This is a genomic window from Photorhabdus luminescens subsp. luminescens, assembly GCF_001083805.1.
GTDB classification, from domain to species: domain Bacteria; phylum Pseudomonadota; class Gammaproteobacteria; order Enterobacterales; family Enterobacteriaceae; genus Photorhabdus; species Photorhabdus luminescens.
This window is the reverse complement of record NZ_JXSK01000005.1, coordinates 344017-368835: the sequence shown is the minus strand read 5'-3', so window position 1 is coordinate 368835 and position 24819 is coordinate 344017. Positions and strand designations below refer to the sequence as shown.

The 24819-nt window shown below is 44.1% G+C and carries 25 protein-coding genes; 9 read left to right on the top strand and 16 right to left on the bottom strand.

The window, feature by feature from the left end; all coding sequences use genetic code 11:
- Positions 1–12 precede the first annotated feature (12 nt).
- The 5 genes from tauD to TI10_RS14725 form a co-directional block, all read right to left on the bottom strand.
- Positions 13–882, bottom strand: a complete 870-nt coding sequence (tauD, locus tag TI10_RS14745; protein WP_049584143.1) for a taurine dioxygenase — start codon at positions 880–882, stop codon at positions 13–15.
- Positions 875–1723 (bottom strand): taurine ABC transporter permease TauC, encoded by an 849-nt coding sequence (tauC, locus tag TI10_RS14740; protein ID WP_049584142.1) that lies wholly within the window; start codon positions 1721–1723, stop codon positions 875–877. Before tauC ends, tauD begins: the two co-directional genes overlap by 8 nt.
- On the bottom strand, positions 1720–2487 hold the full coding sequence (gene tauB, locus TI10_RS14735; RefSeq protein ID WP_049584141.1) for a taurine ABC transporter ATP-binding subunit: 768 nt from the start codon (positions 2485–2487) through the stop codon (positions 1720–1722). The genes tauC and tauB overlap by 4 nt, the downstream gene beginning before the upstream one ends.
- Positions 2474–3493 (bottom strand): taurine ABC transporter substrate-binding protein, encoded by a 1020-nt coding sequence (gene tauA / locus TI10_RS14730; RefSeq protein ID WP_175445368.1) that lies wholly within the window; start codon positions 3491–3493, stop codon positions 2474–2476. The genes tauB and tauA overlap by 14 nt, the downstream gene beginning before the upstream one ends.
- Positions 3494–3616: 123 nt before the next feature.
- Positions 3617–4225, bottom strand: a complete 609-nt coding sequence (locus TI10_RS14725) for a LysE family translocator (protein ID WP_049584140.1) — start codon at positions 4223–4225, stop codon at positions 3617–3619.
- A 104-nt stretch (positions 4226–4329) separates the two neighbouring features.
- Between TI10_RS14725 and TI10_RS14720 the strand changes: the two genes are divergently transcribed.
- Genes TI10_RS14720 through TI10_RS14710 form a run of 3 tightly spaced genes read left to right on the top strand, consistent with a single transcriptional unit; the run spans position 4330 to position 6413 of the window.
- Positions 4330–5310, top strand: a complete 981-nt coding sequence (locus TI10_RS14720; RefSeq protein ID WP_049584139.1) for a hydrolase — start codon at positions 4330–4332, stop codon at positions 5308–5310.
- A complete protein-coding gene (locus tag TI10_RS14715) occupies positions 5307–5525 on the top strand; it encodes a YheU family protein (protein WP_049584138.1) in 219 nt (72 codons plus the stop codon). Before TI10_RS14720 ends, TI10_RS14715 begins: the two co-directional genes overlap by 4 nt.
- An 18-nt stretch (positions 5526–5543) precedes the next feature.
- The gene (locus tag TI10_RS14710) at positions 5544–6413 is read left to right on the top strand and encodes a phosphoribulokinase (protein WP_049584136.1); all 870 of its coding nucleotides are present in this window, start codon (positions 5544–5546) and stop codon (positions 6411–6413) included.
- A gap of 125 nt (positions 6414–6538) precedes the next feature.
- Here the strand turns inward: TI10_RS14710 and TI10_RS14705 are convergent, their stop codons facing one another.
- Complete coding sequence (locus TI10_RS14705) at positions 6539–6946, bottom strand: OsmC family protein (protein ID WP_049584135.1); 408 nt, start codon at positions 6944–6946, stop codon at positions 6539–6541.
- A 318-nt stretch (positions 6947–7264) separates the two neighbouring features.
- Between TI10_RS14705 and crp the strand changes: the two genes are divergently transcribed.
- Positions 7265–7897: a cAMP-activated global transcriptional regulator CRP gene (gene crp / locus TI10_RS14700; RefSeq protein ID WP_010848517.1), complete on the top strand. Its 633-nt coding sequence runs from the start codon at positions 7265–7267 to the stop codon at positions 7895–7897.
- Between the two features lie 49 nt (positions 7898–7946).
- On the opposite strand, the gene argD is transcribed toward crp, so the two are convergent.
- Both argD and TI10_RS14690 read right to left on the bottom strand, forming a co-directional pair.
- Entirely contained in the window at positions 7947–9158 is a 1212-nt protein-coding gene (gene argD / locus TI10_RS14695) for a bifunctional acetylornithine/succinyldiaminopimelate transaminase (protein WP_049584133.1), read from the bottom strand.
- Between the two features lie 122 nt (positions 9159–9280).
- A complete protein-coding gene (locus tag TI10_RS14690; RefSeq protein ID WP_049584131.1) occupies positions 9281–9856 on the bottom strand; it encodes an aminodeoxychorismate synthase component II in 576 nt (191 codons plus the stop codon).
- 243 nt (positions 9857–10099) lie between these two features.
- On the opposite strand from TI10_RS14690, the gene TI10_RS14685 reads away from it, so the two are divergent.
- On the top strand, positions 10100–10450 hold the full coding sequence (locus TI10_RS14685; protein WP_049584130.1) for a YcgJ family protein: 351 nt from the start codon (positions 10100–10102) through the stop codon (positions 10448–10450).
- Positions 10451–10549: 99 nt separating this feature from the next.
- On the opposite strand, the gene ppiA is transcribed toward TI10_RS14685, so the two are convergent.
- Positions 10550–11119 (bottom strand): peptidylprolyl isomerase A, encoded by a 570-nt coding sequence (gene ppiA / locus TI10_RS14680; protein WP_049584129.1) that lies wholly within the window; start codon positions 11117–11119, stop codon positions 10550–10552.
- A gap of 307 nt (positions 11120–11426) precedes the next feature.
- Here ppiA and yihA point away from each other — a divergent pair, with 307 nt between their 5' ends.
- Entirely contained in the window at positions 11427–12059 is a 633-nt protein-coding gene (gene yihA, locus TI10_RS14675; protein WP_049584128.1) for a ribosome biogenesis GTP-binding protein YihA/YsxC, read from the top strand.
- 86 nt (positions 12060–12145) lie between these two features.
- Here the strand turns inward: yihA and TI10_RS26810 are convergent, their stop codons facing one another.
- Positions 12146–12193, bottom strand: coding sequence for a hypothetical protein (locus TI10_RS26810; protein WP_438361642.1), 48 nt, complete (start codon positions 12191–12193; stop codon positions 12146–12148).
- Between the two features lie 342 nt (positions 12194–12535).
- On the opposite strand from TI10_RS26810, the gene TI10_RS14670 reads away from it, so the two are divergent.
- Complete coding sequence (locus TI10_RS14670) at positions 12536–13828, top strand: RCC1 domain-containing protein (RefSeq protein WP_049584127.1); 1293 nt, start codon at positions 12536–12538, stop codon at positions 13826–13828.
- A 160-nt stretch (positions 13829–13988) separates the two neighbouring features.
- On the opposite strand, the gene polA is transcribed toward TI10_RS14670, so the two are convergent.
- From polA to TI10_RS14655, 3 genes are all read right to left on the bottom strand, one after another.
- The gene (gene polA, locus TI10_RS14665; RefSeq protein WP_049584126.1) at positions 13989–16778 is read right to left on the bottom strand and encodes a DNA polymerase I; all 2790 of its coding nucleotides are present in this window, start codon (positions 16776–16778) and stop codon (positions 13989–13991) included.
- Between the two features lie 389 nt (positions 16779–17167).
- Complete coding sequence (gene dsbA / locus TI10_RS14660) at positions 17168–17791, bottom strand: thiol:disulfide interchange protein DsbA (protein ID WP_049584125.1); 624 nt, start codon at positions 17789–17791, stop codon at positions 17168–17170.
- 20 nt (positions 17792–17811) lie between these two features.
- Positions 17812–18804, bottom strand: coding sequence for a serine/threonine protein kinase (locus tag TI10_RS14655; protein WP_074525075.1), 993 nt, complete (start codon positions 18802–18804; stop codon positions 17812–17814).
- Between the two features lie 337 nt (positions 18805–19141).
- Here TI10_RS14655 and mobA point away from each other — a divergent pair, with 337 nt between their 5' ends.
- Positions 19142–19732 carry a molybdenum cofactor guanylyltransferase MobA gene (mobA, locus tag TI10_RS14650; RefSeq protein WP_049584185.1) on the top strand — a complete coding sequence of 197 codons (591 nt, stop codon included), beginning with the start codon at positions 19142–19144 and terminating at the stop codon, positions 19730–19732.
- Positions 19729–20259 carry a molybdopterin-guanine dinucleotide biosynthesis protein MobB gene (gene mobB / locus TI10_RS14645; RefSeq protein ID WP_049584124.1) on the top strand — a complete coding sequence of 177 codons (531 nt, stop codon included), beginning with the start codon at positions 19729–19731 and terminating at the stop codon, positions 20257–20259. Before mobA ends, mobB begins: the two co-directional genes overlap by 4 nt.
- On the opposite strand, the gene TI10_RS14640 is transcribed toward mobB, so the two are convergent.
- The 3 genes from TI10_RS14640 to TI10_RS14630 form a co-directional block, all read right to left on the bottom strand.
- Positions 20249–21640 carry an amidohydrolase family protein gene (locus tag TI10_RS14640; protein ID WP_049584123.1) on the bottom strand — a complete coding sequence of 464 codons (1392 nt, stop codon included), beginning with the start codon at positions 21638–21640 and terminating at the stop codon, positions 20249–20251. The two genes, mobB and TI10_RS14640, sit on opposite strands and share 11 nt — an antisense overlap.
- A 382-nt stretch (positions 21641–22022) precedes the next feature.
- Positions 22023–23375, bottom strand: a complete 1353-nt coding sequence (gene gorA, locus TI10_RS14635; protein ID WP_049584122.1) for a glutathione-disulfide reductase — start codon at positions 23373–23375, stop codon at positions 22023–22025.
- A gap of 111 nt (positions 23376–23486) precedes the next feature.
- On the bottom strand, positions 23487–24329 hold the full coding sequence (locus TI10_RS14630) for a 23S rRNA (adenine(2030)-N(6))-methyltransferase RlmJ (protein ID WP_049584121.1): 843 nt from the start codon (positions 24327–24329) through the stop codon (positions 23487–23489).
- Between the last annotated feature and the right edge of the window lie 490 nt (positions 24330–24819).

Below are 24819 nucleotides of genomic sequence, written 5' to 3'. Positions count from 1 at the left end.
CTTCATTCGCTATCAACTCACTTTTTCATTGGCCTCACAAAAATAACGTGGCTTGTCACCCAGAATCGTCGCTCGGTGCATAATCCTGCGCTGAGGCAGGTAATCCGCATTAGCATAGTGCTGAGTCACCCGGTTATCCCAAATAGCAATGTCATCCTCCTGCCAGCGCCAACGTACCTGAAACTCAGGTTTAGTAACATGAGCAAATAGAAAGTTCAAAATCGCTTCACTCTCCTTATCACTGAGACCAACAATCCGGGTGGTGAAGCCTTCATTAACAAACAGCGCTAAACGACCAGAAACGGGATGTGTTCTGACAACTGGATGTAACAGAGGCGGGTTTTTCTCTTTACCCGCTAACCAACGCTGATGTAGCTCTTGAGAGCTGCGATGTCGATGTTCAGGAAAAGATTTAGTGAAATCATGCTCCGCCTCAAGCCCTATCAGCAATGTTTTGAAAGACTCTGACAATGCTTCGAACGCAGCTATACCACTGCACCACAGCGTATCTCCACCAAACGGCGGAACCTTTTTAGCCGCGAGAATCGCGCCCATCGGTGGTGTTTCAATGAAAGTCACATCCGTATGCCAGTTATCATTATCAGGCGGATTGTTATCATGGGTATCCAAAACAATAATCTCTTCACTTTCTGGTGCATGAGGGTAAACCGGATGAATATGTAAATCACCAAATTGGCCTGCCAAATCACGTTGCTGTATTGGCGTAATAGGTTGATTACGAAAGAATAATACCTGATGCTTTAACAGCGCATGATACAGTTGTTCAAACTGAATATCTGTCATCGGTTTAGTGAGATTGGTCTGTTCCACAAGCGCGCCAATATAAGGTCCTAATGGGATAATTTTCAGACGTTCATTCATGACGGTTTACTCCATGCCACGGCATTAAGTGACGTTGAATGGCCCGCAATCCCAACTCTAAGCCACATGCAATCAATGCAATGACAATGATACCCGCCACCACCATATCGGTTGCCAGAAACTCACCCGCCGATTGCACCATAAAGCCTAGCCCTTGTGTGGCGGCAATCAGTTCTGCGGCGACTAAAGTTGACCAACCAACGCCAAGGCCGATACGCAGACCTGTCAATAGCTCCGGCAAGGCATTAGGAAAGATTACGTGTTTCAGCAATTGCCAGCGACTGGCGCCCAACGCCTGTGCAGCTCTTATTCGCACTTGCTCAACATTCTGTACCCCCACCACGGTAGACAAGGTAACCGGCGCGAAAATTGCTAGCCAGATCAGTAAAACCTTTGAGGTTTCTCCAATCCCAAACCAGATAACAATCAAGGGTAAATAAGCTAATGGTGGAACAGGTCGGTACAGCTCAATCAAAGGATCTATCACCGCCCGAATTTTTTCATTCAGTCCCATTGCTATTCCTACCGGAATAGCAATGGCTACCGCGGCTAATAAAGCCAGCAACATTCTGCTCAGACTGGCTGCTAAATGTTGCCATAACGTCGCCCCCATAAACCCTTGCTCACTCGCTGCGGTCATTAGTTGATGTACCACCTGACCCGGCGCCGGTAATAATACGGATTCAATCAAGCCAAATGTTGTCACCAGCCACCAGATAAATAATAAAGTAACAACGGTAACCAATCGCCATAGCACCCCAACAGGAATCGGTTTAAAACGTCTTTTACTATTTTTCAGCAGGGTCACCACTCCGATTTCCCGCTCTTGATAAAGGTTCATACCAAAACCCTCCGGTATCTGAACACGCGTTCCAGCACATATTCACGGCAGATAATAAAATTGGGATCAGATTTAATGCTGCGGCTACATTCCCCATCAGCAAATCGTTGACCAAAATCGAGGGTAATCCGTTCAACAATTCTTCCCGGCGAAGATTCCATTAAATACAGATCATTTGCCATGAATATGGCTTCCTCAATATCGTGAGTAATCAACAAACACTGTTTTTTACTGTCACGCCAGATAGTCAGCAGCAGCTCCTGCATCTGTTCTCTGGTATAAGCATCCAGCGCTGCAAACGGCTCATCCAGCAGTAATAGTTGAGGCTCCACCGCCAGTGCACGCGCAATACCTACCCGCTGTCGCTGGCCGCCAGACAGTTGCCAAATATATTTATCTTCGTAATCACTCAAACCAACCTGATGAATGATTTGCCGGGCAGTCTCCAATCGCTGTTTTTTAGGAACCCCGGCAAATTTCAGCCCCAAAGCCACGTTATCCAACACATTCAGCCACGGCATCAATCCCTCATGTTGAAACACCACACCGCGTTCTATGCCGGGGCCAGTTACTGGTTTACCGTTCAGCCAAATATCACCGGAGCAAGGCGTAAGAAAACCCGCAATCAGATTCAACAAGGTTGTTTTGCCGCAGCCGGATGGCCCAAGGATCACTACAAATTGCCCGGCGGTAATATCAAAACTAATATCACGAAGCACTTCTTCGTCCTGATATCTGGCTGTTAAGCCACTAATTTGTAGCATCGTTCCCTCCTGCCGTGGTTGATGAAACGATATCCTTGATAAATTTATCTGTCACATAATTCTGATAATTATCAGCAACCTGTGAAACTTTACCTTGCTGTTGCAGAAATTTAGCCGTATCACGAACGACTTTCTCCATCTCTGTCCCTAATAAATTCAACTGTTGATCAGCATTCAGGTAACGATTGGTGAGTATCCATTGACTGATTTTGTCCTCCGATAGACCACTCAGTCTCGATACCGCTGCAATATTCTCTTTATTTGCTAGCCATTTTTCAGGAGAAGTGAGATAGCGATGATTTTCATCCAGTACACTTTTCACGAACATCGTGACCAATGCAGGGTGTTGTTCCGCGAAATCATTACGGACAACCCATACGTCCAGCGTTGGCGCTCCCCATTGAGCAATTTGTGCGGCATCAGTCAGTACACGACCTGTTGCAGCTAATTCATTCACGGCAGGTAACCAGACAAAAGCACCATCAATATCGCCGCGCTTCCATGCGGCGACAATCGCTGGTGGTTGTAGATTAATAATCTTGATCAGCTTTGAATCTATCTGCCAGTGATGCAATGCCGCCAATAGGCTGTAGTGGGCAGTAGAAATGAAAGGAACAGCAATTCGCTTGCCGATAAGCTGAGAAGGCTCAGTGATTTTTTGATTAACAATCAGTGCTTCCGATCGCCCTAACTGGGAAGCAATGAGAAAAATTTTTACCGGCAATTTTTGGCTGGCAGCAACCGCTAACGGACTAGAACCCATATTGCCTATCTGCACATCACCAGAAGCTAATGCTCGCAGCACAGCAGAACCGCTGTCAAATTTCCGCCATTGAACATCAACCCCAGATTGTCGGGCAAAATCGCCGTTATATTGAGCAACTTTTGCCGGCTCTGGTGAAGTTTGATAAGCAATCGTTACTTGCTGGCTGCTCGCCTGAACAACAGGAACCAGCAGCAAAAGCACCAGAAAAAAAAGATAAACCACAAGAGCGGATCTACCCACTTAAATACCTCCAATGTCATAAAAAAGACGAGGGACATCAGAATAAGTGTTGTAGATATTTGCCAAAGTAAAAAAGAATAAAATAATATTTTCTATAACGAAAAACGCAATTAGCTACCTGAATTACCCAAGCCAAATCAATGGCACACAAGTTGCCGTCAATATGCCCATCATAATATTGAAAATAAACCAAGCATTGCGACTACGGAGTAACGTCCCTATCAGCGAACCAAAACCCGCCCACACCATGCCGCACAAGAAATTAATAAACATCACCGCAATACTGATCACGATGATGGAATAGAGGTAGTGCTCACCGGCAATACTGTAGCTGCCAACCGCGCCTAACCCCATCAGCCAGGCTTTCGGATTCAAAAACTGCAATAACCAACCTTGATACCAGCGCACTGGCTTGATAACCGCGCTATCTTTGGTATCCAGACGCCGGTAACTGGCTGTTGCCGTTTTCCATGCTAACCATAGCAAATAGAGGCTACCTGCAATTTTCATCACCGTGTGAATAGCAGGATAGATCAATAGCAATGCCGCTATTCCGAAAGCAGCCAGATATAAAATCGTCTGCATGCCCAGAACAACGCCAAAGAGCAACCCCAAAGAGCGGATAAAGCCGAAGTTAGCACCTGATGAAGTCAGCAACATGTTGTTTGGACCCGGCGTAATGGCAGAAATAAACAAAAAAGTTGTTAATGAAAAAATCAGGCTTGCTGTCATGAAGAGTTACCTTTCATCCTGAATAATGGCGTTTCCCTTTAACAGAAAATATCAGTATGTTATTCACCATACAAGATAACTAATCAATTTAACTCGAAACCATTATGACTGATATCTTTCGTCCTCTCACCGGAGCCAGTAATCCGCATTTGCAGACACTACTCCCGCGTCTGGTGCGGCGGTATCCTGAACTGCAACCCTATTGGCAACGACTTAATTTACCGGATAACGATTTTGTTGATCTGGCGTGGAGTGAAGATCCCGCCACCGCAGCACATAAGCCACGACTGATCCTGTTTCATGGTCTGGAAGGCAGTTTTCACAGCCCTTATGCCCACGGTTTGCTTCATATCTGCCAGGAAAAAGGCTGGCTTGGCGTTGTCATGCATTTTCGCGGATGCAGTGGCGAACCGAACCGCCAAAAACGTCTCTATCATTCTGGCGAAACAAACGATGCCCGCTATTTTCTGAGCTGGTTAAAACAGACCTACGGTGATGCTCCCACCTCAGCCGTAGGTTATTCAGTCGGCGGTAATATGCTAGCCTGCTATCTGGCAGAAGAAAAAACAAACGCCCAGATCAATGCTGCCGTCATTGTTTCCGCCCCTTTGATGCTGGAAGCCTGTTCCCTGCGGATAGAAAAAGGATTTTCTCAAGTTTATGAACGCTATTTACTGAATAGCCTGAAACGTAATGCCACCCGCAAACTATTACGCTACCCCGGTTCACTCCCCATTAATCTGTCTCAGGTAAAAAGATTGAAACACATTCGAGAATTTGATGAAATTGTGACCGCAAAGATCCACGGCTTTAAAAATGCAGCGGATTACTACCGCCAGTGCAGCGCTCTGCCGCGTCTGCCTGATATTACTGTGCCGCTGCTGATTATTCATGCTAAAGACGATCCCTTTATGGCGCCGGAAGTTGTCCCTGATCTCAAAATGTTACCCAAAAATATTGAATACCAAACGACAGAATATGGTGGACATGTCGGCTTTGTCAGCGGTTCGTTGAAGAAACCACAAATGTGGCTGGAACAACGCATCCCAAATTGGCTGTCATCTTATCTGGAGCAACCACAATGATTATTCCGTGGCAACAACTGGAACCAGAAACTCTGCTAAATTTGATAGAGAGCTTTGTCCTGCGGGAAGGCACTGACTATGGCGAAGATGAAAAATCGCTGGAGCAGAAGGTCGCTGACATACGCCGTCAGTTGGAACGGGGAGATGTTATGCTAGTGTGGTCTGAACTGCATGAGAGCATCAATATTGTGCCAAAAGAAATGTTCCATCCTTAATATTATGGAGTTTACTGTATGTCCGCCAAACATCCGATTATTGCAATTACCGGCTCCAGCGGCGCCGGAACCACCACCACCAGTTTAGCTTTCCGTAAGATTTTCCAGCAACTTAACATCAGCGCAGCACAGATAGAAGGAGATAGTTTCCACCGTTACACCCGTCCTGAAATGGATGCCGCAATCCGTAAAGCCAAAGAGCAAGGCAGACATATCAGTTATTTTGGGCCGGAAGCCAATGATTTTGGCATGCTGGAAAAAACCATGATTGACTATGGTGAAACCGGTGAAGGCCGCCGGCGCAAGTACCTTCATACCTATGACGACGCCGTCCCTTACAACCAGCTCCCCGGTACATTTACGCCGTGGGAATCTTTACCCAAGCAGACCGATGTGCTGTTTTATGAAGGTCTGCACGGCGGTGTTGTCACACCACAGCATAATGTCGCCAGCCATGTTGATCTGCTGGTGGGCGTCGTGCCGATTGTCAACCTTGAATGGATACAGAAACTCATCCGCGATACCGGAGAACGGGGGCATTCACAGGAAGCCGTGATGGATTCCGTCGTGCGTTCTATGGATGATTATATCAACTACATTACGCCACAATTCTCACGAACACATATCAACTTCCAACGTGTCCCTACCGTTGATACATCCAACCCATTTTCAGCTAAAGCCATTCCATCATTGGATGAAAGTTTCATTGTCATCCGTTTCCGTGATCTGACTCAAATTGATTTCCCATACTTGTTAGCAATGTTACAAGGCTCATTCGTTTCAAGCATTAATACCATCGTGGTCCCCGGCGGAAAAATGGGATTAGCAATGGAATTAATTATGACGCCATTGGTACAGCGACTGCTGGAAGGGGAAAAGATTTGTTAATCAACGTCTGAGATAAATTTAGAAAATCCGGCACTTAAAATTTACGCCTTATATTTTTCAGTTAAGAAAACAGGTAACTGAAATATTAGTTACCTGCTGTTATTTCTTAATCAAGAAATAATTTCTCAATCTATACCTTTAATTTCAAAACTGTGGGTAATTTCAACTGATTTCCCTAACATCAATGAAACAGAGCAATATTTTTCCGCGGACAGCATGACGGCACGTTCAACCGCTTTATCTGTTAAATCCTTGCCCGTAACAATAAAATGCAGATTAATATGAGTAAACAAGCGTGGCGCCTCTTCACGACGGCGGGAAGTTAATTTTACTTCACAATCTCTTATGTCATACCTGCCTTTCTGCAAAATAGAAACGACATCAATCGTACTGCAACCACCGGCTGCCATTAATACCATTTCCATTGGGCTTGGCGCTTTATCGCCGGCATTACCATCCATCATGATCTGATGACCAGAAGATGACTCCCCCAAAAGAGACAATCCTTCAACCCATTTTACCCGCGCTTGCATAAATACCTCTTAAGTCGTTCTTTGCATCCAAGCCTACTCTTTCAGTATTAAACTGGCAATCTAATGAGCAGTTTATTATGCTGAAACAATACAAGACAAGACAGAAGCCTTTTCCTGTGTTAAAAAAAGAAGCGGGCCGGGTTATAGGTTAAGCTCAATACTCTAAGGTTCAAATTTCAAATAACCTATATAAAACCCTTACCTATCGGTTTTTCAGCAAACTAATATGTTAAGCTAGTGTCTTTATAAGCCAGCCTGACGAGAAACTTTTAGATTCTCGTGTTATTTAGGCAGCGATAACAACAGAGGATGAAACGAATGGTTCTCGGCAAGCCACAAACAGACCCGACTCTTGAATGGTTTTTGTCACACTGCCATATTCATAAATATCCATCTAAAAGTACGCTTATTCATCAAGGCGAAAAAGCAGAGACGCTTTACTACATCGTAAAAGGCTCTGTTGCAGTTTTGATTAAAGATGAAGAAGGTAAAGAGATGATCCTCTCCTATTTAAATCAGGGGGATTTCATTGGTGAACTTGGATTATTTGAAGAGGGGCAAGAGCGTACAGCCTGGGTACGGGCCAAAAGCGCCTGTGAAGTGGCTGAAATCTCCTATAAAAAATTCCGTCAACTGATTCAGGTAAACCCGGATATTTTGATGCGTTTATCTGCCCAAATGGCAAACCGTTTGCAAACAACTTCTGAGAAAGTCGGTAATCTGGCTTTCCTAGATGTTACCGGCCGGATTGCCCAAACTTTATTGAATCTGGCGAAACAACCAGATGCAATGACCCACCCGGACGGAATGCAAATCAAAATCACGCGTCAGGAAATTGGTCAGATTGTTGGCTGTTCCCGCGAAACAGTTGGTCGTATTCTGAAAATGCTAGAAGATCAAAACTTGATCTCCGCACATGGTAAAACTATCGTTGTTTACGGTACACGTTAACGCTTGATTAATCAGCGCATAATCCTGCGCTGATTTCTCTTGTGCTTAATTACACCAACTGGCTAATTGTCTGCTCCAACCGTTCCATGCCCTGAGCAAGCTCTTCTTCACTGATAATCAATGAAGGCGTGAAACGCAGTACATCACCACCCGCACTCAACAACATTAAGCCATTTTCAGCCGCCAATTGCAGAATATCTTTAGCTTTTCCCTGATACGGCGCTTTGAGTTCCGCACCAATCAGCAGCCCCTTTCCACGAATTTCACCAAATATCGAATATTTCTGATTGATATCATTCAGAAAATTCACCATCAAATTATGGCGTTTTTCAACGCCTTCCAGAACCGCTGGCGTATTAATAATATCAAAAGCAACATTTGCAACTGCACAAGCCAACGGATTACCGCCATAAGTTGTACCGTGAGTTCCCGGCGTCATCGCAGACGCAATATTCTCTGTCGTCAGCATAGCGCTGATAGGGAAGCCATTTCCCAATGCTTTTGCTGTGGTCATGATGTCCGGCGTAACATCATAATGCATATAAGAAAATAGCTTACCGGTACGCCCCATTCCACTTTGCACTTCATCAAACACCAACAACACCTGATGCTTATCGCAAAGCTCACGCAACCCATGAATAAATGCCGGTGCTGCCGGTGTGACTCCCCCTTCTCCTTGAACAGGCTCCAATACAACAGCACAAGTATGGTCATCTATGACAGCCTTCACTGCGTCTAAATCATTAAAAGGCACATGAATAATATCAGCGGGTTTTGGCCCAAAACCATCAGCATATTTTGGCTGACCACCCACGGAGACAGTAAATAAGGTGCGACCATGAAAACCCTGATGAAATGCGATAATTTTGGTTTTATAAGGACTGTGACGCGTAATGGCATAGTGACGAGCCAGCTTAAATGCCGCTTCATTCGCTTCCGCTCCTGAGTTGGCAAAAAATACCCGCTCAGCAAAAGTCGCATCAATCAGTTTCTGCGCCAGAATCAAAGCGGGTTCATTGGTGAAAATATTACTGATATGCCAAAGTTTCTCCCCTTGCTGCTGCAAAACATCCACTAACGCAGGATGACAATGGCCCAAAGCTACAACAGCAATTCCCCCTGCCAAGTCAATATACTCTTTCCCTTGCTGATCCCATACGCGACTACCTTGCCCTCTCACCGGAATAAACTGTGCTGGTGAATAAATCGGCAACATAACTTGATCGTATGTGTTTCTATCTACTGCGGTATGCCCCTTCATTTTCCCACCTGTTTTTTATATATACACCATTCAGAAGTGAAATTATACTCACTGAATATGCATAAAAAATCAAAGATGGGCAAATGAAAAAGATGGATAAATGAAGAAATTATGATATCTGGTTAATATCTCAGAAAGTTGCTCAGTAACTGGTGACCTTGTTCACTGAGAATACTTTCAGGATGGAACTGCACCCCTTCCAGCGGTAAAGTGCGATGACGAATGCCCATAATTTCATCGACGTTGCCGTTATGCTGGCTCCATGCGGTGACTTCAAATGAGGCAGGTAATGTCTCCGCGGCAATCACCAACGAATGGTAACGAGTCGCAGTTAATGGCCGGTTAAGCCCTTTGAACACACCTTGCTGATTATGGTGAATAGCAGAAGTTTTTCCATGCATCACTTCCCTGGCTTTCACCACTCTGGCGCCAAACGCCTGCCCAATTGCCTGATGTCCAAGGCAAACACCAAGAATCGGCAATTTATCCGAAAAATGAGAAATCGCAGCCAGAGAAATTCCTGCCTCATTTGGGGTACAAGGGCCTGGGGAAATCACCAAATGAGTAGGCATCAATCTCTCAATATCTTCAAGTTGCAATTCATCATTGCGCTTAACTAAAACATCTGTACCCAATTCACAAAAATATTGATATAAGTTATATGTAAAAGAATCATAGTTATCTATTATTAGTAACATAGGAGTCTATCCTACTCATTTTTATCGCTGTATTTGTTGCCCTGCCACTCCTGCAATTTGTTTATCCTGCACAACTGGCTCCAGGTAAAACGGCCTCGCGACAACGGGGCGGCTATCATAGCACATCAATATTTGTAGCATAGTACAACAAAATCAATGGCTGCTTTTTCCTCAATCAACTTACTCTCATACCCGACAAAACATATGCTCTATTTCGATATTCAATAAGTAAAGGTAATTGTTATGAAGACAAAACTGATTATAGCATCTCTTTTTTTACTATCCTTCCCCACGCTGGCTGTTACTAAAACTGCCAACATTTTCTTCCCAGAAAAAGGGGTGGTTTGTGATAAAAAAGGAAAATATTGCTCTGATCAACAAGGGCTATCGCTAAAATTAACCGAAAAGTATTTAGGAAAAAAAGCGGTACAACGCCTGAAAAAAGAGTTTGGTGATGGAAAAGATATCGACTTTTCATCTTACACTTTAAGTAATGGGGTACATTGTGAGAGTAAAGAGAAAAAATGTTACAAAGACCGATATTATCCACGAACCGAAGTAAATAAAGAATTTACCCAAAAGATGTATGAATAACGGCGAAACTGGCCTTCATTTAATGCAGGCCAGTTTATTAATCTGATGAGAGTTAACCGGAAGACCAGAAACTGCCACAGCCCAAGTGATAGAAAAAAATTAAGGAATAATCTCCGCAGACAGAATAACAACAGGTTTAACCGGTACATTCTGATATGGACCAACGTTTTCCGTTTTGACTTGAGAAATTTTGTCCACAACATCCATGCCTTTTACGACCTTACCAAATACTGCATAACCAAAGTCACGCTGGCCATGATCAAGGAAAGCATTGTCTGCTACATTAATAAAAAATTGACTGGTAGCGCTGTCTTTATCGGCGGTACGCGCCATAGAGATAGTTCCGCGTAAATTACGCAGCCCATTATCTGCCTCATTTTTAATAGCGGCTTTAGTCGCTTTCTGCTGCAAATCTTTGGTAAAACCGCCACCCTGCACCATAAATCCAGGGATTACCCGATGGAAGATTGTATTGTTGTAATAACCCTCATTGACGTATTCAATAAAGTTTTTCGTTGTAATTGGCGCTTTCTGGTTATTTAACTCCAGTTCAATATTACCCTCCGTTGTTATCAGCTTCACATGGGTATCTCCCGCAGCCAAAGCCAGAGGCGCCATTGCGCTCAGAGAATATGCAGTTACAAGTGCTACTAAAATACGTTTAAACATTCTGGGTTCCTATATTATTAAGGTCAACAACACAAACTAAATCAATTCTAATAATCTCTTCAACATCGTGCTCAATATTTACCTACATTTACGCTATCAATCGACGGGGGCTTTGAAGAAAAATTCATCCTTTCAATAATAAGTTAGATTTTATTTCACAAACCGGATCGTCATCGGTAACAAAATAGCAAGCTCGGTTCAACCCATCAGAAATATGTCATTATTTTTAATCCTGTCAACCAACAGTGGCTATCGGTATAATCTCCTCTGCCATATATTCAGTGCATTTCTCAGGGAGATAATCATTTTGACCATCAAAAACCACAACTATCATATGACCCGTTTTATCACGAGCGCACCTGATATTCGCTATCTGCCTCAAGATATGGGCATTGAAGTCGCGTTTGCCGGTCGCTCAAATGCAGGTAAATCTAGCGCTCTGAATGCTCTGACGAAACAGAAAAGCCTCGCCCGCACCAGTAAAACGCCCGGTCGAACTCAATTAATCAATTTATTCGAGGTAGAAGAAGGTATTCGCTTGGTTGACTTACCAGGCTATGGCTATGCCGAAGTACCGGAAGAGATGAAACGCAAATGGCAAAAAGCATTGGGTGAATATCTGCAAAAACGTGAATGCCTGATCGGGCTGGTCGTGCTAATGGATATCCGTCACCCATTGAAAGATCTTGATCAACAGATGATCCAATGGGCAGTCGCAATGCAGGTACCAGTTATGGTGTTGTTGACTAAAGCCGACAAACTGGCATCGGGCGCCCGTAAAGGTCAACTGAATAAGGTCCGTGACGCCCTGCTGACGCTTAATGGGGATATTCAAGTGGAATATTTCTCGACCCCGAAAAAAATCGGTATCGATAAACTACAACAGAAACTGGATATATGGTTCAGCCAGAAAACCGTTCAAGTTGACAACCATTGTTAATCCATCTTTTCTTTATTCTCTCACGTATTAAATTCAGATGAAAAAAATGCCCCAGTCAAAATTAAATTGACTGGGGCAGCTAATATTCAGCTAAATCCGATTACGTGAAGTAAAAGGTCTGAAAGATAGAACATCTTACCTCTGTACCCTACGCTGATAACTCTACCCTATTTTATGTATTAGAAAAAGCCTTTTTGTAATTTATTTTCATAAATTATCTCGATTCAGCCGGCGATTTTGTTCATTTTGACACCACTAAATGTAGTTTAATTACATATTTATGCGATCTGGATCTAAATATGCATTACATGAACAACAAATCGGTATGAGTGAATACAAAAAATTTATTTAACTAATAATATTACTTAGTGAAAACAAAATAACTGTTACACTCCCTCCCAATGGGCATGGTTTTTCGTATAAGCGCCTTGTGGACTAAGAATAAATCCAATACGACCTTAACCAGGAGAATAGTAATGAACCAACATGATAATGTTTCATTAGATACAAGTAACAATAGTAACTCTCTATTAGAATGGGAAGAAAATGTCTATTGCAGCAATAACATAGCCCTCGCATCCACCATCGGAGCAACCGCTATGTTATTGCAGAATGGCAGTGTAATTACCTGGGGACTGCCACATCTTGGCGGTCAAGTCCCACCCGACATTGCGGCATTACGGGATATCGTTAGCTTAAGCTCAACACAATACGCATTCGCGGCTTTACGAGCAGACCGTAGCGTAGTCGTTTGGGGAGATTCAGTTAACGGCGGACAACTTCCTCCCGACATTGCTCAACTAAAAGATATCGTTAGCCTGAGTTCAACGGCCAGCGCCTTCTCAGCTCTGCGAGCAAATGGCAGCATAGTTGCCTGGGGACATGATCGATATGGCGGTCAAGTGCCACCCGATATTGCCCAACTACAGGACATCATCAGTGTAACTTCAGCAGGTAATTCTTTCCTGGCTCTACGGGCAAACCGCAGCATAGTTGCCTGGGGGATTTTAACTGGAGTGCTCCCACCTGAGATTACCCAGCTACAGGATATCGTCAGCATACTTGGCAAAAGCGACTGGTACTCTACCTTCGCGGCCTTACGGGCAAACCGCAGTGTGGTTGCTTGGGGATACTCACTTTTTGGCGGTCAGGTTCCACCAGCAATTGCTCAATTACAAGATATCGTTAGCCTGAGTCAAACAGGCTTAGCATTCGCAGCCATACGAGCAAACCGCAGTGTGGTTGCCTGGGGAAATGCAAGCAGGAGCGGCACGGTTCCTCCTGCCATTGCCCAACTACAGGACATTATTAGCTTGACCGCTTCAGGCGACACATTCATAGCTTTACGGACAAACCACAGTATTGTCGCCTGGGGAGACACACCAATCCCACCAGAAATTGCTGCATTAAACGATATCGTTAACCTCATCACAACAGGCTCAGCTTTCACAGCCCTGCGAACAAATCGTAGCGTGGTCACTTGGGGAATAATAGCGAGTGTTGAACGGGTCGAATATGACGCAGCCAAGGTACAAAATATCATCAGCCTAAGTGCATCAAGTGATGCCTTTGCAGCCCTACGAGCAGACCGTAGCGTAGTCGCCTGGGGAGACATATACAATGGTGGAAAAATTCCACCCGAAATTGCGAACTTAAAAGACGTTATCAGCCTGACGTCAACGCCCCGTAGTTTTTCGGCCTTGCGAGCAAATGGCAAGAGAGTAGGCTGGGGGGGAGGAGATTTTGTAGCGCATGGTGAATATGACTAATGCATCATTACACATGGCTCATAACCACTTAGCATGTTAGCTCGTCAAAGAGAGGAAAGACTTAACATACTGCGTTGGCATCAGGAAGACCCAATGTCCCAACGCAGTTGCTGATGTTTTTAACGTATTAGCTCAACCTATCGTTTATTAAGCTGGCATATCAGTGCGCCTGATCCCAATTGTCACCAATACCCACATCTACTTTCAACGGAACATCAAGCACCATACTCTTCTCCATCAATTCACGAATTTTCTGTTCCGCATATTCAAGCTGTGACTCATGAACTTCGAATACCAGCTCATCGTGAACCTGCATAATCATACAAACTTTCGGCGCTTCACTGATAATCCAGTCATCCACCGCAATCATTGCTTTTTTGATGATATCCGCCGCAGTTCCCTGCATTGGCGCGTTAATAGCTTCACGTTCTGCTGCCTTACGGCGCATGGCATTGCGAGATTTGATATCTGGCAGATAAAGACGACGACCGTCTAGCGTTTCAACGTAACCCTGCTCTTCCGCTTGCTTACGAGTACGCTCCATATACGCCAATACCCCCGGATAGCGCTCAAAATAGAGATCCATATAACGCTGAGCTTCACCTCGAGGAATACCTAACTGACGGGAAAGACCAAATGCACTCATACCATAGATCAAACCAAAGTTAATCGCCTTAGCACTACGGCGCTGCTCACTGGTTACCTGTTCCAGCGGCAAACCAAAGACTTCTGCCGCGGTTGCCCGGTGGATATCTTGCCCTTCAGCAAATGCTTTCAACAACCCTTGATCCTGAGACAAATGAGCCATTATCCGCAACTCAATCTGAGAATAGTCAGCAGCCATAATCCGGTAACCTTCAGGTGCCACAAACGCCTGACGAATGCGGCGGCCCTCTTCATTACGGACAGGAATATTTTGCAAATTAGGATCACGTGAAGAGAGGCGTCCAGTTGCCGTTACCGCTTGGTGATAGGAAGTATGCACCCGTTTGGTCAGCGGGTGGACCATCTGCGGTAATTTATCGGTGTAAGTGGATTTCAATTTTGCCAATCCACGATGCTCTAAGATCACTTTCGGCAATGCATGAGTATCCGCCAGCTCTTCCAATACCTCTTCATTAGTGGATGGCGCCCCATTTGGCGTTTTCTTTACCACCGGCAATTGCAATTTTTCAAACAATATCGTCTGTAACTGTTTTGGCGAAGCCAGATTGAAAACCTCACCTGCCAATTCATGTGCTTCTTTTTCCAATTCATCCAGACGGGCAGTGATCTCTTTTGAATGCTCAGCCAAAATATTTGCATCAATTAGTACGCCTGTACGTTCCATACGGGAAAGCACCATGACCAGTGGCATTTCTGTTTTCAGGAATACCTTTTCTAGTGTCGGTTCTTTCTCCAATTGCGGCCACATCACCTGGTGCAGCAACAAAGTGACATCTGCATCTTCTGCGGCGTACATTGCGGCCTGTTCTACCGGGACCTGATTAAAAGTGAGCTGATTTTTACCTTTGCCGGCAATCTCTTCAAACGTCGTAGTCTTATGATTCAAATGGCGTTCAGCCAAACTATCCATATCATGCCGCCCCATGCCTGCAACGCTGTTAAGTACGTAAGACTCCAGCATGGTATCGTAAGCAATGCCTTGCAGTTCAATGCCGTAACGCGCCAACACGCCACGATCAAACTTAATATTCTGACCAATTTTCAGCAGGTTACTATCTTCAAGCAGCGGTTTTAATGCAGCCAACACAACTTCTCTGTCAAGTTGTTCCGGCGCGCCCAGATAGTCATGGCCTAAAGGTAGATAAGCCGCATCGCCGGCAGAAATTGCGAATGACATACCCACCAGATTAGCAGTCAAAGTATCAAGGCTGTCAGTTTCGGTATCAAAAGCAAAAACTGGCGCTTTTTTCAGCTTCTCAATCCACTCATCAAAGCTTTTCTGATCAAGAATAGTCTGATAATTATCAGAAGAAAGCGTGGCCGCAACAGATTTATCTTCTGTCGGAGATGATTCATCATTGCCAGTAGATGCTGGTTTTTTGCCTTTCTCCGCCAGCCAATCGCCGTTTGCCACATCACTTAACCAGCGTTTGAACTCATAACGAGAAAACAACTGATGCAGTTTCTCCGTATCAAGCTCTTTGACTGACAAAGCAACACAAGTCTTATCCAATTCAACATCGGTTTTAATAGTTGCCAATTTATAAGAGAGATAAGCGACATCTTTATGCTGCACTATCTTATCCGCCAGCGTTTTCGCCCCACGGAAACTGAGCCCGGCAATTTTATCCAGATTGGCAAAGATATCATCCATGCCACCAATCCCTTGCAGTAATCCCAGTGCGGTTTTTTCTCCCACCCCAGGTACGCCAGGAATGTTGTCAGAAGAGTCTCCCATCAATGCCAGAAAATCGATAATCAGATCTGGCGGCACACCATACTTTTCAACGACCTCTTCCGGCCCCAAGATGGTGTTATTCATGGTATTGATCAGCGTGATATTTGGCGTTACCAGTTGCGCCATATCTTTATCGCCAGTGCTGATAAGTACCGCACGCCCCTCTTTTTCTGCCTGTAACGCCAAAGTCCCAATAACATCATCAGCTTCTACTCCTGGCACCACCAGCAATGGTAACCCCATAGCTTCGACCATCTGATGTAGCGGCTCTATCTGAGTACGCAGATCATCCGGCATAGGAGGACGATGAGACTTATACTCAGCGAACAATTCATCACGAAAAGTTTTGCCTTTAGCATCAAATACCACCGCTACATGGCTTGGTTTGTACTGCATGACCAAGCTGCGTAGCATATTCAATACGCCATACATAGCTCCGGTCGGTTCACCTGCGCTATTCGTCAGCGGAGGGAAAGCATGATAAGCACGATAAAGGTATGAGGAGCCATCAACCAAAATCAGGGGATTGTCTGCTATCTGAGCCATAAATCTTCTTCATTATCTGTATCTGTTACGGGTGTGATAAGGAAATAGGATGCCACAGCAAGAAGTAGGAAACGAATTTTATGTGAATTTTCTTTACTGAAACCCGATTCAGATACTCACACCCTACTATAAATTCTGTGGATAACTTTGTGTATAGATATTACGAGTTTTATTTAGGTATTGATCGTCGATAAAAAAAACTTATTAACCTCAGGTAAAAAATCAATGACTTATAATCTTAGTCATTAAACTGTCATATTGCCTTATAGATCACAGAGTTGTGGATATAACCAGAGTTTGTCTCACAGAAAAGTCTTTCTGACATGCATTGTGCCAAAGGTTCTCACTCCGGCACATGCTTACGTCATTCTATTTCAACACCATCAAAATTACTTCTTATTTAACAGGAAGTTAACAACGTCCGAATAGGATTTCGCATAGTTATCCTCAGAAGCGGCGTCAATACCGTCACTTTTCACCATATACTTACCATTAACAAACATTGCCGGTACACCTCGCAGTTGCAAATCCTGAGCGGCTTTTTGCTGCTTAACAACTAAGGATTTCACCACAAAACTGCTCATGGCTGCATCATAATCCTCAGTCGTCACCCCGGCTTTGATAAAAGCATCGCGAATATCATTCGGAGTCTTAATAGCCAGTGTTTTCTGAATACCCTCAAACAGCACCGGAGTCACTTTGTCTTCGACACCCATTGCCATTGCCGCAGCCCAAGCAGTCGTCAATTCTTTACCCAGCGGCCCTAAAAAATCCACATGATAACGAACAAGTTTTGTCCCTTCCGGTAAATGCTGTTTTACCGTCTGAGGAACTTTAAAAATCTCTTCAAACTGATAACAGTGGGGGCAATAGAAAGAGAAGAATTCTAGCACCGGCGGTTGATCCGCCACCGGCGACTTCAATTCAACATACTGTTTTCCTTCGGTAAAATTGGCGGCAGATGCGCTAAATGCCATCACCATTCCGACTAAAGCTAACCACAACTTCTTCATAACTATCTCCATGATAAACATTAATACATCGGGTTAAGCTGCAAAGGTGATTCCTGCAACAGCTTAATTTGTTCAGAAAAAAGTGACGTCTGTTTTAACCAAAAATCGGTATCTGTCATCCAAGGAAATGCCCTGGGGAACGCAGGGTCCTGCCAACGTCTGGCTACCCATGCCAAATAATAGATCATCCGCATAGCACGCAATGGCTCTATTAATGACAACTCCTTCGGATCAAAATCTGCAAATTCACTATAGGCTTCCAACAATGTATCTAACTGCAATAGCTGTTCCTGACGGGAACCATGAAGCAACATCCATAAATCCTGCATTGCCGGACCGTTACGCGCATCATCAAGGTCAACAAACCAAGCTTCGTCACGCCACAAGATATTACCCGGATGGCAGTCACCATGAAGCCTCAATATTTGCCAATCATCGCGCCAATTTGATACTACGACATCGATCAAATCATCCAATACCGCCAAAAATTGTCTTTTCTGTCCCGCAGGAACCAACTCACATGTAGCCAAATATTGTCGTGGTTGATGCAGATATTCATTTAACCCGATAGTTGGACGAGAAGTGAATTTTTGCTGGCGACCAATCTGATGAATTCTCCCTAGCAAACGCCCTACATCTTCTAACTGAAAGAGATTATCGGATTCATACTGACGCCCTCCGATACTTGGAAAAACGGCAAAAAAGAAATCGTTAAAAGTCAGTAAAGTTTGCTCATTAAATACCAAAGGCGCCGCAACAGATAAATCAGCCTGTTGTAGCGCCAAAGCAAAATTATGCTCTTCTTGAATCTGTTGCTGATCCCAACGTAGCGGCCGGTAAAATTTCACAACATAACGTTTACGATCTTCATCTATAAACTGATAAACCCGGTTCTCATAACTGTTTAACTCTGTCAGACCAGAATCGATATACAGCCCGGTCTGCACCAATGCATCCATAATCAAATCCGGTGTTAATTCCCGGAAATTAAAAGCAGATTGGTTTGTTAGCACATTCTATTCTCTTGATTAATCTGTAATAACGCCACGGCACGCAATAGCTCAGTTTGAAAATCCACTTAGTGATCCTTTTCATGCCAAGTGTAAAAATTCGATCACTTCATCGAACTAATGACATTTCATACCGAATTCCTTATCAATAAAGCCTATACAAATTAACAGGGATGAGCGCATAGAGAAAGAACTGCTCTGTCAATAAGCGTAAAGATGACTCTCTTATCAGCAAGTTATCTGGTGATCTTATTCTCAAAACGCTTAGTTAAGACTAAATAATCAAGCTGAAAGAAGTATATTGGCGGTAACAACCACCTCAGTTGATAAATCGAATATTATGCAACCAAAAATAAGCGGTGCAATCCTTGCTGGAGGTCGCGCCACCCGTATGGGCGGCAATGATAAGGGGTTAACTTTTTTAAATAAAAAACCACTGTACCAACATGTTGCGGATAAGCTATCTCCACAAGTAGATGAATTAATTATCAACGCTAACCGCAATCTGGATATTTACCGACAAAGTGGTTATCAAATTGTTCCAGATTTAACGCCAGATTTCTCTGGACCTCTTGCAGGAATGCTGGCATCCCTAAAATTAGCGAGTCACGACTGGGTTGTGTTTGTTCCTTGTGATGTACCAAATTTCCCTACTGATTTGGTCACTCGCTTATGGCAGGGAAAACAGCAGGCACTGGCAGCCTATGCAAATAATGGCAACCAAACTCACCCGACTATCGCTTTACTACACCGCAGTCTGATTTCTCAATTAGAAAATTATCTGGCTGACGGTGATCGCAAATTAATACTGTTTATGCATAAGATCGGAGCAATAGCCATTCAGTTTGACGATAGTCCCATTGTCTTCACTAATCTGAATACACCGGAAGATTGCCAACATTGGGAGAATACACAGGAGATCAAAAAATGAGTACAAAACCGCTTCCGCTACTGGGCATTACAGCCTATAGCGGAACAGGAAAAACCACACTTCTCAAACAAGTGATTCCACTATTACGTCAACGGCAAATCCGGGTTGGTCTGATAAAACACACTCATCACGATATGGATGTGGATAAACCGGGTAAAGACAGTTATGAACTACGCAAAGCCGGTGCAGAACAAACTCTAGTCGCCAACCAACAACGCTGGGCATTAATGACAGAAACGCCAGATTCGATGAAAGTAGATCTGAATTATCTTGCCAGCCGTTTTGATCCAAATTCACTGGATTTGATTCTAGTGGAAGGTTTTAAAGATGAACCAATCAATAAGATCGCTCTATACCGCAACATTCTTAACCACCGATTAAGCGATCTTCTTGATCAACATGTGATTGCTGTTGCCAGTGATGAAAAATTGGAGACTATTTTGCCACAATTGAATATCAATCAACCTAAACAGGTGGCTGATTTTATTGTCGAATGGCTGAACATGGAGCTTTGGATCAAGACCTGACTACAGCACCGGCCACCAAGCGCCCTTGATGGAATGTTGCCTGACGGGCAGGCAAACGTGCCACAGCCTCAGCAGAACAACTAGCGACCACCAAGACAAATTCAGCTTTATCACCTACCTGCGGCCAAATACGCTGCCCCTGGTCATTAAGCGGCAACACACCGCCAGTAGCAATAGCCACAGCACGGGAAAGATGAAATTCATCTGAGCCACGGTACAATTGCGCGTACAAATTCGCTTTTTCCAACATATCACCCGTGCCAAACGGCGACCAGTGATCAATCACACTATCAGTACCCGTCATAATAAATCCCCCTTTAGCCCTGAGTTGCGGCAACGGCATCATCAAGCTACCGATCGGCACTGTAGAAGCAATCGTGATTTGCTGCTCCGCCAAACGGGAAGCAGTTTCTGTTAGTTTCCCCTCATCCAACATGGTCAGAGCAAAAGCGTGGCTGATAGTCACTTTTCCACGCAAGGCGGATGTTTTCTCCACCATATCAATCATATAGTTGATAGCAGCAACACCCGCTGGGCTTACCTCATGCAGATGAATATCTACACCAGCGTTATTATCGAGTGCAATCTGGAACATGGTATCCAGTGATTTCTCCATCGCAGCATCTACGTTAGTAGGATCTAGCCCACCAACGTATTGCACCCCCATTTTCATCGCCTCACGCATCAGCCCCTCCACTTTGGAGTGCAGCAAACCGTGCTGAGGAAAAGCAACGATTTCGCAACTGAAATCATCACGGTGATTCTCTAACGCATACTGCAAATGCTCCAGACTTTTCAAACCACTAACCGGATCAATATTACAATGGCTACGAGCTATCGTACTGCCCTTGGATTGCAATAGAGCGATCAACCCCTCCGCTCGCTGCTGCAAGGTAGGTAGCAGCTTGGGGATCAGAGTTTGTTCCTGAGCTATCATATCCATAATGGTTTTACCCTGACGGGGCAACGGCGCCTGCCACGGACCACCATAGAAAGTCTTATCTAGATGGATGTGCATATCACGGAAAGCAGGCAACAACAACTGTCCCTGTGCTTGATAACATGGCAAATGCTTATTAAGCAGCACACCAGTAGCATGGATCGAAGCGATCCGACCATCTTTGATTTCTAATGTATATAATGCGGTACGTGTGCCAATCACGGTATCGTCATTATATTCAAACCCATCCTCCAATAGCACATCTCTCAGATAGTAATGGCTATCAATAAGGGTAGTCTGCATCAATGATGTATTAGCGGCAGTGGTCGATGATACAGCCTGCGCGATTCCTCCGGTCAAGGAAATCGCCGCACAAGCGGTAGTGAATTTACCCGTTTGGCTGAGAAAAGCTCTTCGGCTTTGCTGTTGAGGTTTGTCCACATTTGAGTCCTTATTTGAATTTTCAAAAAAGCTCACTGAATCTGACTCTCTGAAAGATATTTTCCAGAATTTAAAACTACATATAAGCAAATTTTCAACAACATCACCGTATTATCATAGCCTACTCCCACAGAATCATTGTATAGAAAGCAAGCATATTGTGATCTTTCGTTAGTTTTTACTAAAGAGTTGATAGAGCCTCTCCAATATCCATCGAGGTAAATCTTTGAACATCTATTACGCTGATAGATTACTCATTCATCTGAGCCGATCAGCAAGCAACGCACAAATCCTTACCCTACCTCTGATGAGAGAGAGTGATAAAAGAAAGGCCGAATGAAATCGGCCTTTAGAAAAATGTTATCGATAGGGTTCAACAACATCACCTCATCGTTACAAACTCTTCCGCCGCAGTGGGATGAATTGCAACCGTGTTATCAAAGTCTTTCTTCGTTGCCCCCATCTTCAATGCAACAGCGAAACCTTGCAGCATTTCATCCATTCCGAAGCCGATACCATGAATGCCAACAATCTTCTCTTCCGGCCCGACACATACCAATTTCATCCGGCACGGTTGGCGATGTTGAGTGACAGCGGTATACATCGCAGTAAAAGAAGATTGATAAGTTTTCACCTGCTCTTCACCAAATTGCGCTTTCGCCTGAGGTTCTGTCAGCCCTACAGTGCCAATAGGCGGATGGCTGAATACGACAGTTGGAATATTGGTGTAATCCAGATGTTCTTCCGGTTTATTGTTAAACAAGCGCTCAGACAAGCGACGGCCTGCTGCAACCGCAACGGGAGTTAATTCCACCGCACCGGTGTTATCACCTACTGCATAAATACCTTTCACATTCGTGTTCTGGTACTTATCAACTCTGATGTAGCCTTTTTCATTCAACTCAACACCGGTGACAGACAGATTCAGGTTATCTGTTGCGGGTTCACGGCCAATAGCCCAAATCAGGGCATCAACGGTTTGCTGTTTGCCGTTTTGTAGTTGCAAGGTCAGGCTACCATCCGCATTTTTACTTACTGATTTTGGTACAGACTCAGTATGTAAAGTAGGCCCTTCGGTATTGATAATGTCCAAGAGTGTTTCAACAATCATCGGATCAAAAGAACGCAACGGTGCATGTTGACGCACAAATAGATGAGTTTCACTACCAAGTGCATGCAATACACCGGCAATTTCCACAGCGATATAGCCTGCTCCAACAACCGCAACCCGCTTTGGCATCTCTTCCAATGCAAAAAAACCATCAGAATCAATACCATATTCTGATCCTGGTATATCAGGCCGCACAGGACGGCCACCTGTCGCAATCAGAATATGATCTGCGGTGATTTTTTCACCATTCACTTCAACAGTATATGTATCAACAAAACGGGCAAATCCCTGGATCACATCAACGTTATTGTTACCCAAGCCACGTTCATAAGACTGGTGGATACGATCGATATAAGCAGTGCGACTAGCAATCAGAGTCTTCCAGTTAAAGTGGTTGACTGTCGTATCAAAGCCATAATCTGGCCCATATTGGTGAATAGATTCTGCAATTTGCGCCGCATGCCACATCACTTTCTTCGGCACACAGCCCACATTGACGCAAGTTCCACCCAGTGCTTTAGCTTCAATCAGGGCGCATTTCTGCCCGTACATAGCCGCACGGTTAATTGATGCTATGCCACCACTGCCACCACCAATTGCTATATAGTCGTAATGTTTGCTCATTCTGGATTGTTTCCATCTAATCAGTTCAAGGGAGTTAATACCCAAAGCCTATTATGACAAAAAATATCAAGCAGGCATGATGGTTCTGGCTCTCGCTGCCATTGTTAAAAGCTATTCTGGAACAACCCATTTAACCACAGTGTGACCAATGCCTTCCGGCACCAGAACCTGATGTAACCACGGCAACACCGATTTCATCTGCTGTTCCAGTTTCCAAGGCGGATTAATCACGATCATGCCAGAAGCAGTCATTCCTCGTTGATCGCTATCAGGCCGGACAGCCAACTCAATTTGTAGAATACGGCGAATGCCCGTTGCTTCCAGCTCTTTAACCAGTCGTTTGACGTGCTGGCGTAATACCACCGGATACCACAACGCATAAACACCGGTTGCAAAACGTTTATAACCTTCCTGAATTGCTTGTATAACAGCCTGATAATCCGATTTCAGTTCATAAGGTGGATCAATAAGAATAAATCCGCGGCGACTCAGTGGCGGCAATTGTGATTTTAATTGCTGATAACCATCTTCACGCACAACTCTAGCACGGTTATCACGGGAGAATTCATTACGTATTAAGGGAAAGTCGCTCGGATGCAGTTCTGTCAGATTGAACTTATCATCCTGCCGTAACAAATGGCGGGCAATTAAAGGCGATCCTGGGTAATAACGTAGGTGGCTACCTTTATTCAATGCAGCCACTGCACTCATATAAGCGTTTAATTCCTGCGGCAAATCTTCACGCTGCCAGACGCGGGCAATCCCTTCCAGATATTCACCAGTACGTTCAGCATGTTCACTACCAAGTTGATAGCGGCCCGCACCGGCATGTGTATCCAGATAGAGAAAAGGTTTTTCTTTTTCTTTGAGAGATTCAATGATCAAGCTTTGTACCGTGTGTTTCAGCACATCAGCATGATTACCGGCATGAAAACTGTGACGATAACTTAACATTAAGTTCAGACCCCAGAGCAGAGAATAGGTTGATTGTCAGACGGAGTGCCTGACAACTAGAAACCCATCCCAGTAGATGAGACAGATGGTAAGGCACTATTATAGCCCTATTAATGATAAAAATGGCAGACTGCTGAACTTCCTCCCCCTGAAAGCTCTGTGATATTAATTAAAATTTAGGATAAGTAGAAAATTCTGTCCGAATGCAATGTGATATTTAAGCAAGTGATGCTATCTATATTTTCACTGATAGTCATAAGTAATACTTACGAACAACCAATAAGTAAAAGTTACGAAATTAAAAAAGACATTAAACGATCACTTAGATATACAAGTCCTTATGTTGGTGTTTACCAAATCACTAATCAGAAACAAGGCTAAAAAATGCTAACACCTACTATGAAAAAATAATCAAAAGGAAAGATAGTAAGAGTGATACAAGAGTTACCTGAACAATTAAGTAATATCGTTAAATGATACGTGTAAAAAA

Bases quoted from the DNA above. Each gene is read 5' to 3' on its own strand.
- mobA (WP_049584185.1), top strand. From the start codon at position 19,142: ATGCAACCAAAAATAAGCGGTGCAATCCTTGCTGGAGGTCGCGCCACC.
- TI10_RS14705 (WP_049584135.1), bottom strand. From the start codon at position 6,946: ATGCAAGCGCGGGTAAAATGGGTTGAAGGATTGTCTCTTTTGGGGGAG.
- gorA (WP_049584122.1), bottom strand. From the start codon at position 23,375: ATGAGCAAACATTACGACTATATAGCAATTGGTGGTGGCAGTGGTGGC.
- tauB (WP_049584141.1), bottom strand. From the start codon at position 2,487: ATGCTACAAATTAGTGGCTTAACAGCCAGATATCAGGACGAAGAAGTG.
- TI10_RS14685 (WP_049584130.1), top strand. From the start codon at position 10,100: ATGAAGACAAAACTGATTATAGCATCTCTTTTTTTACTATCCTTCCCC.
- TI10_RS14720 (WP_049584139.1), top strand. From the start codon at position 4,330: ATGACTGATATCTTTCGTCCTCTCACCGGAGCCAGTAATCCGCATTTG.
- crp (WP_010848517.1), top strand. From the start codon at position 7,265: ATGGTTCTCGGCAAGCCACAAACAGACCCGACTCTTGAATGGTTTTTG.
- TI10_RS14715 (WP_049584138.1), top strand. From the start codon at position 5,307: ATGATTATTCCGTGGCAACAACTGGAACCAGAAACTCTGCTAAATTTG.
- tauC (WP_049584142.1), bottom strand. From the start codon at position 1,723: ATGAACCTTTATCAAGAGCGGGAAATCGGAGTGGTGACCCTGCTGAAA.
- dsbA (WP_049584125.1), bottom strand. From the start codon at position 17,791: ATGAAGAAGTTGTGGTTAGCTTTAGTCGGAATGGTGATGGCATTTAGC.
- tauD (WP_049584143.1), bottom strand. From the start codon at position 882: ATGAATGAACGTCTGAAAATTATCCCATTAGGACCTTATATTGGCGCG.
- argD (WP_049584133.1), bottom strand. From the start codon at position 9,158: ATGAAGGGGCATACCGCAGTAGATAGAAACACATACGATCAAGTTATG.
- polA (WP_049584126.1), bottom strand. From the start codon at position 16,778: ATGGCTCAGATAGCAGACAATCCCCTGATTTTGGTTGATGGCTCCTCA.
- TI10_RS14670 (WP_049584127.1), top strand. From the start codon at position 12,536: ATGAACCAACATGATAATGTTTCATTAGATACAAGTAACAATAGTAAC.
- mobB (WP_049584124.1), top strand. From the start codon at position 19,729: ATGAGTACAAAACCGCTTCCGCTACTGGGCATTACAGCCTATAGCGGA.
- TI10_RS14630 (WP_049584121.1), bottom strand. From the start codon at position 24,329: ATGTTAAGTTATCGTCACAGTTTTCATGCCGGTAATCATGCTGATGTG.
- ppiA (WP_049584129.1), bottom strand. From the start codon at position 11,119: ATGTTTAAACGTATTTTAGTAGCACTTGTAACTGCATATTCTCTGAGC.
- TI10_RS14690 (WP_049584131.1), bottom strand. From the start codon at position 9,856: ATGTTACTAATAATAGATAACTATGATTCTTTTACATATAACTTATAT.
- TI10_RS14710 (WP_049584136.1), top strand. From the start codon at position 5,544: ATGTCCGCCAAACATCCGATTATTGCAATTACCGGCTCCAGCGGCGCC.
- TI10_RS14725 (WP_049584140.1), bottom strand. From the start codon at position 4,225: ATGACAGCAAGCCTGATTTTTTCATTAACAACTTTTTTGTTTATTTCT.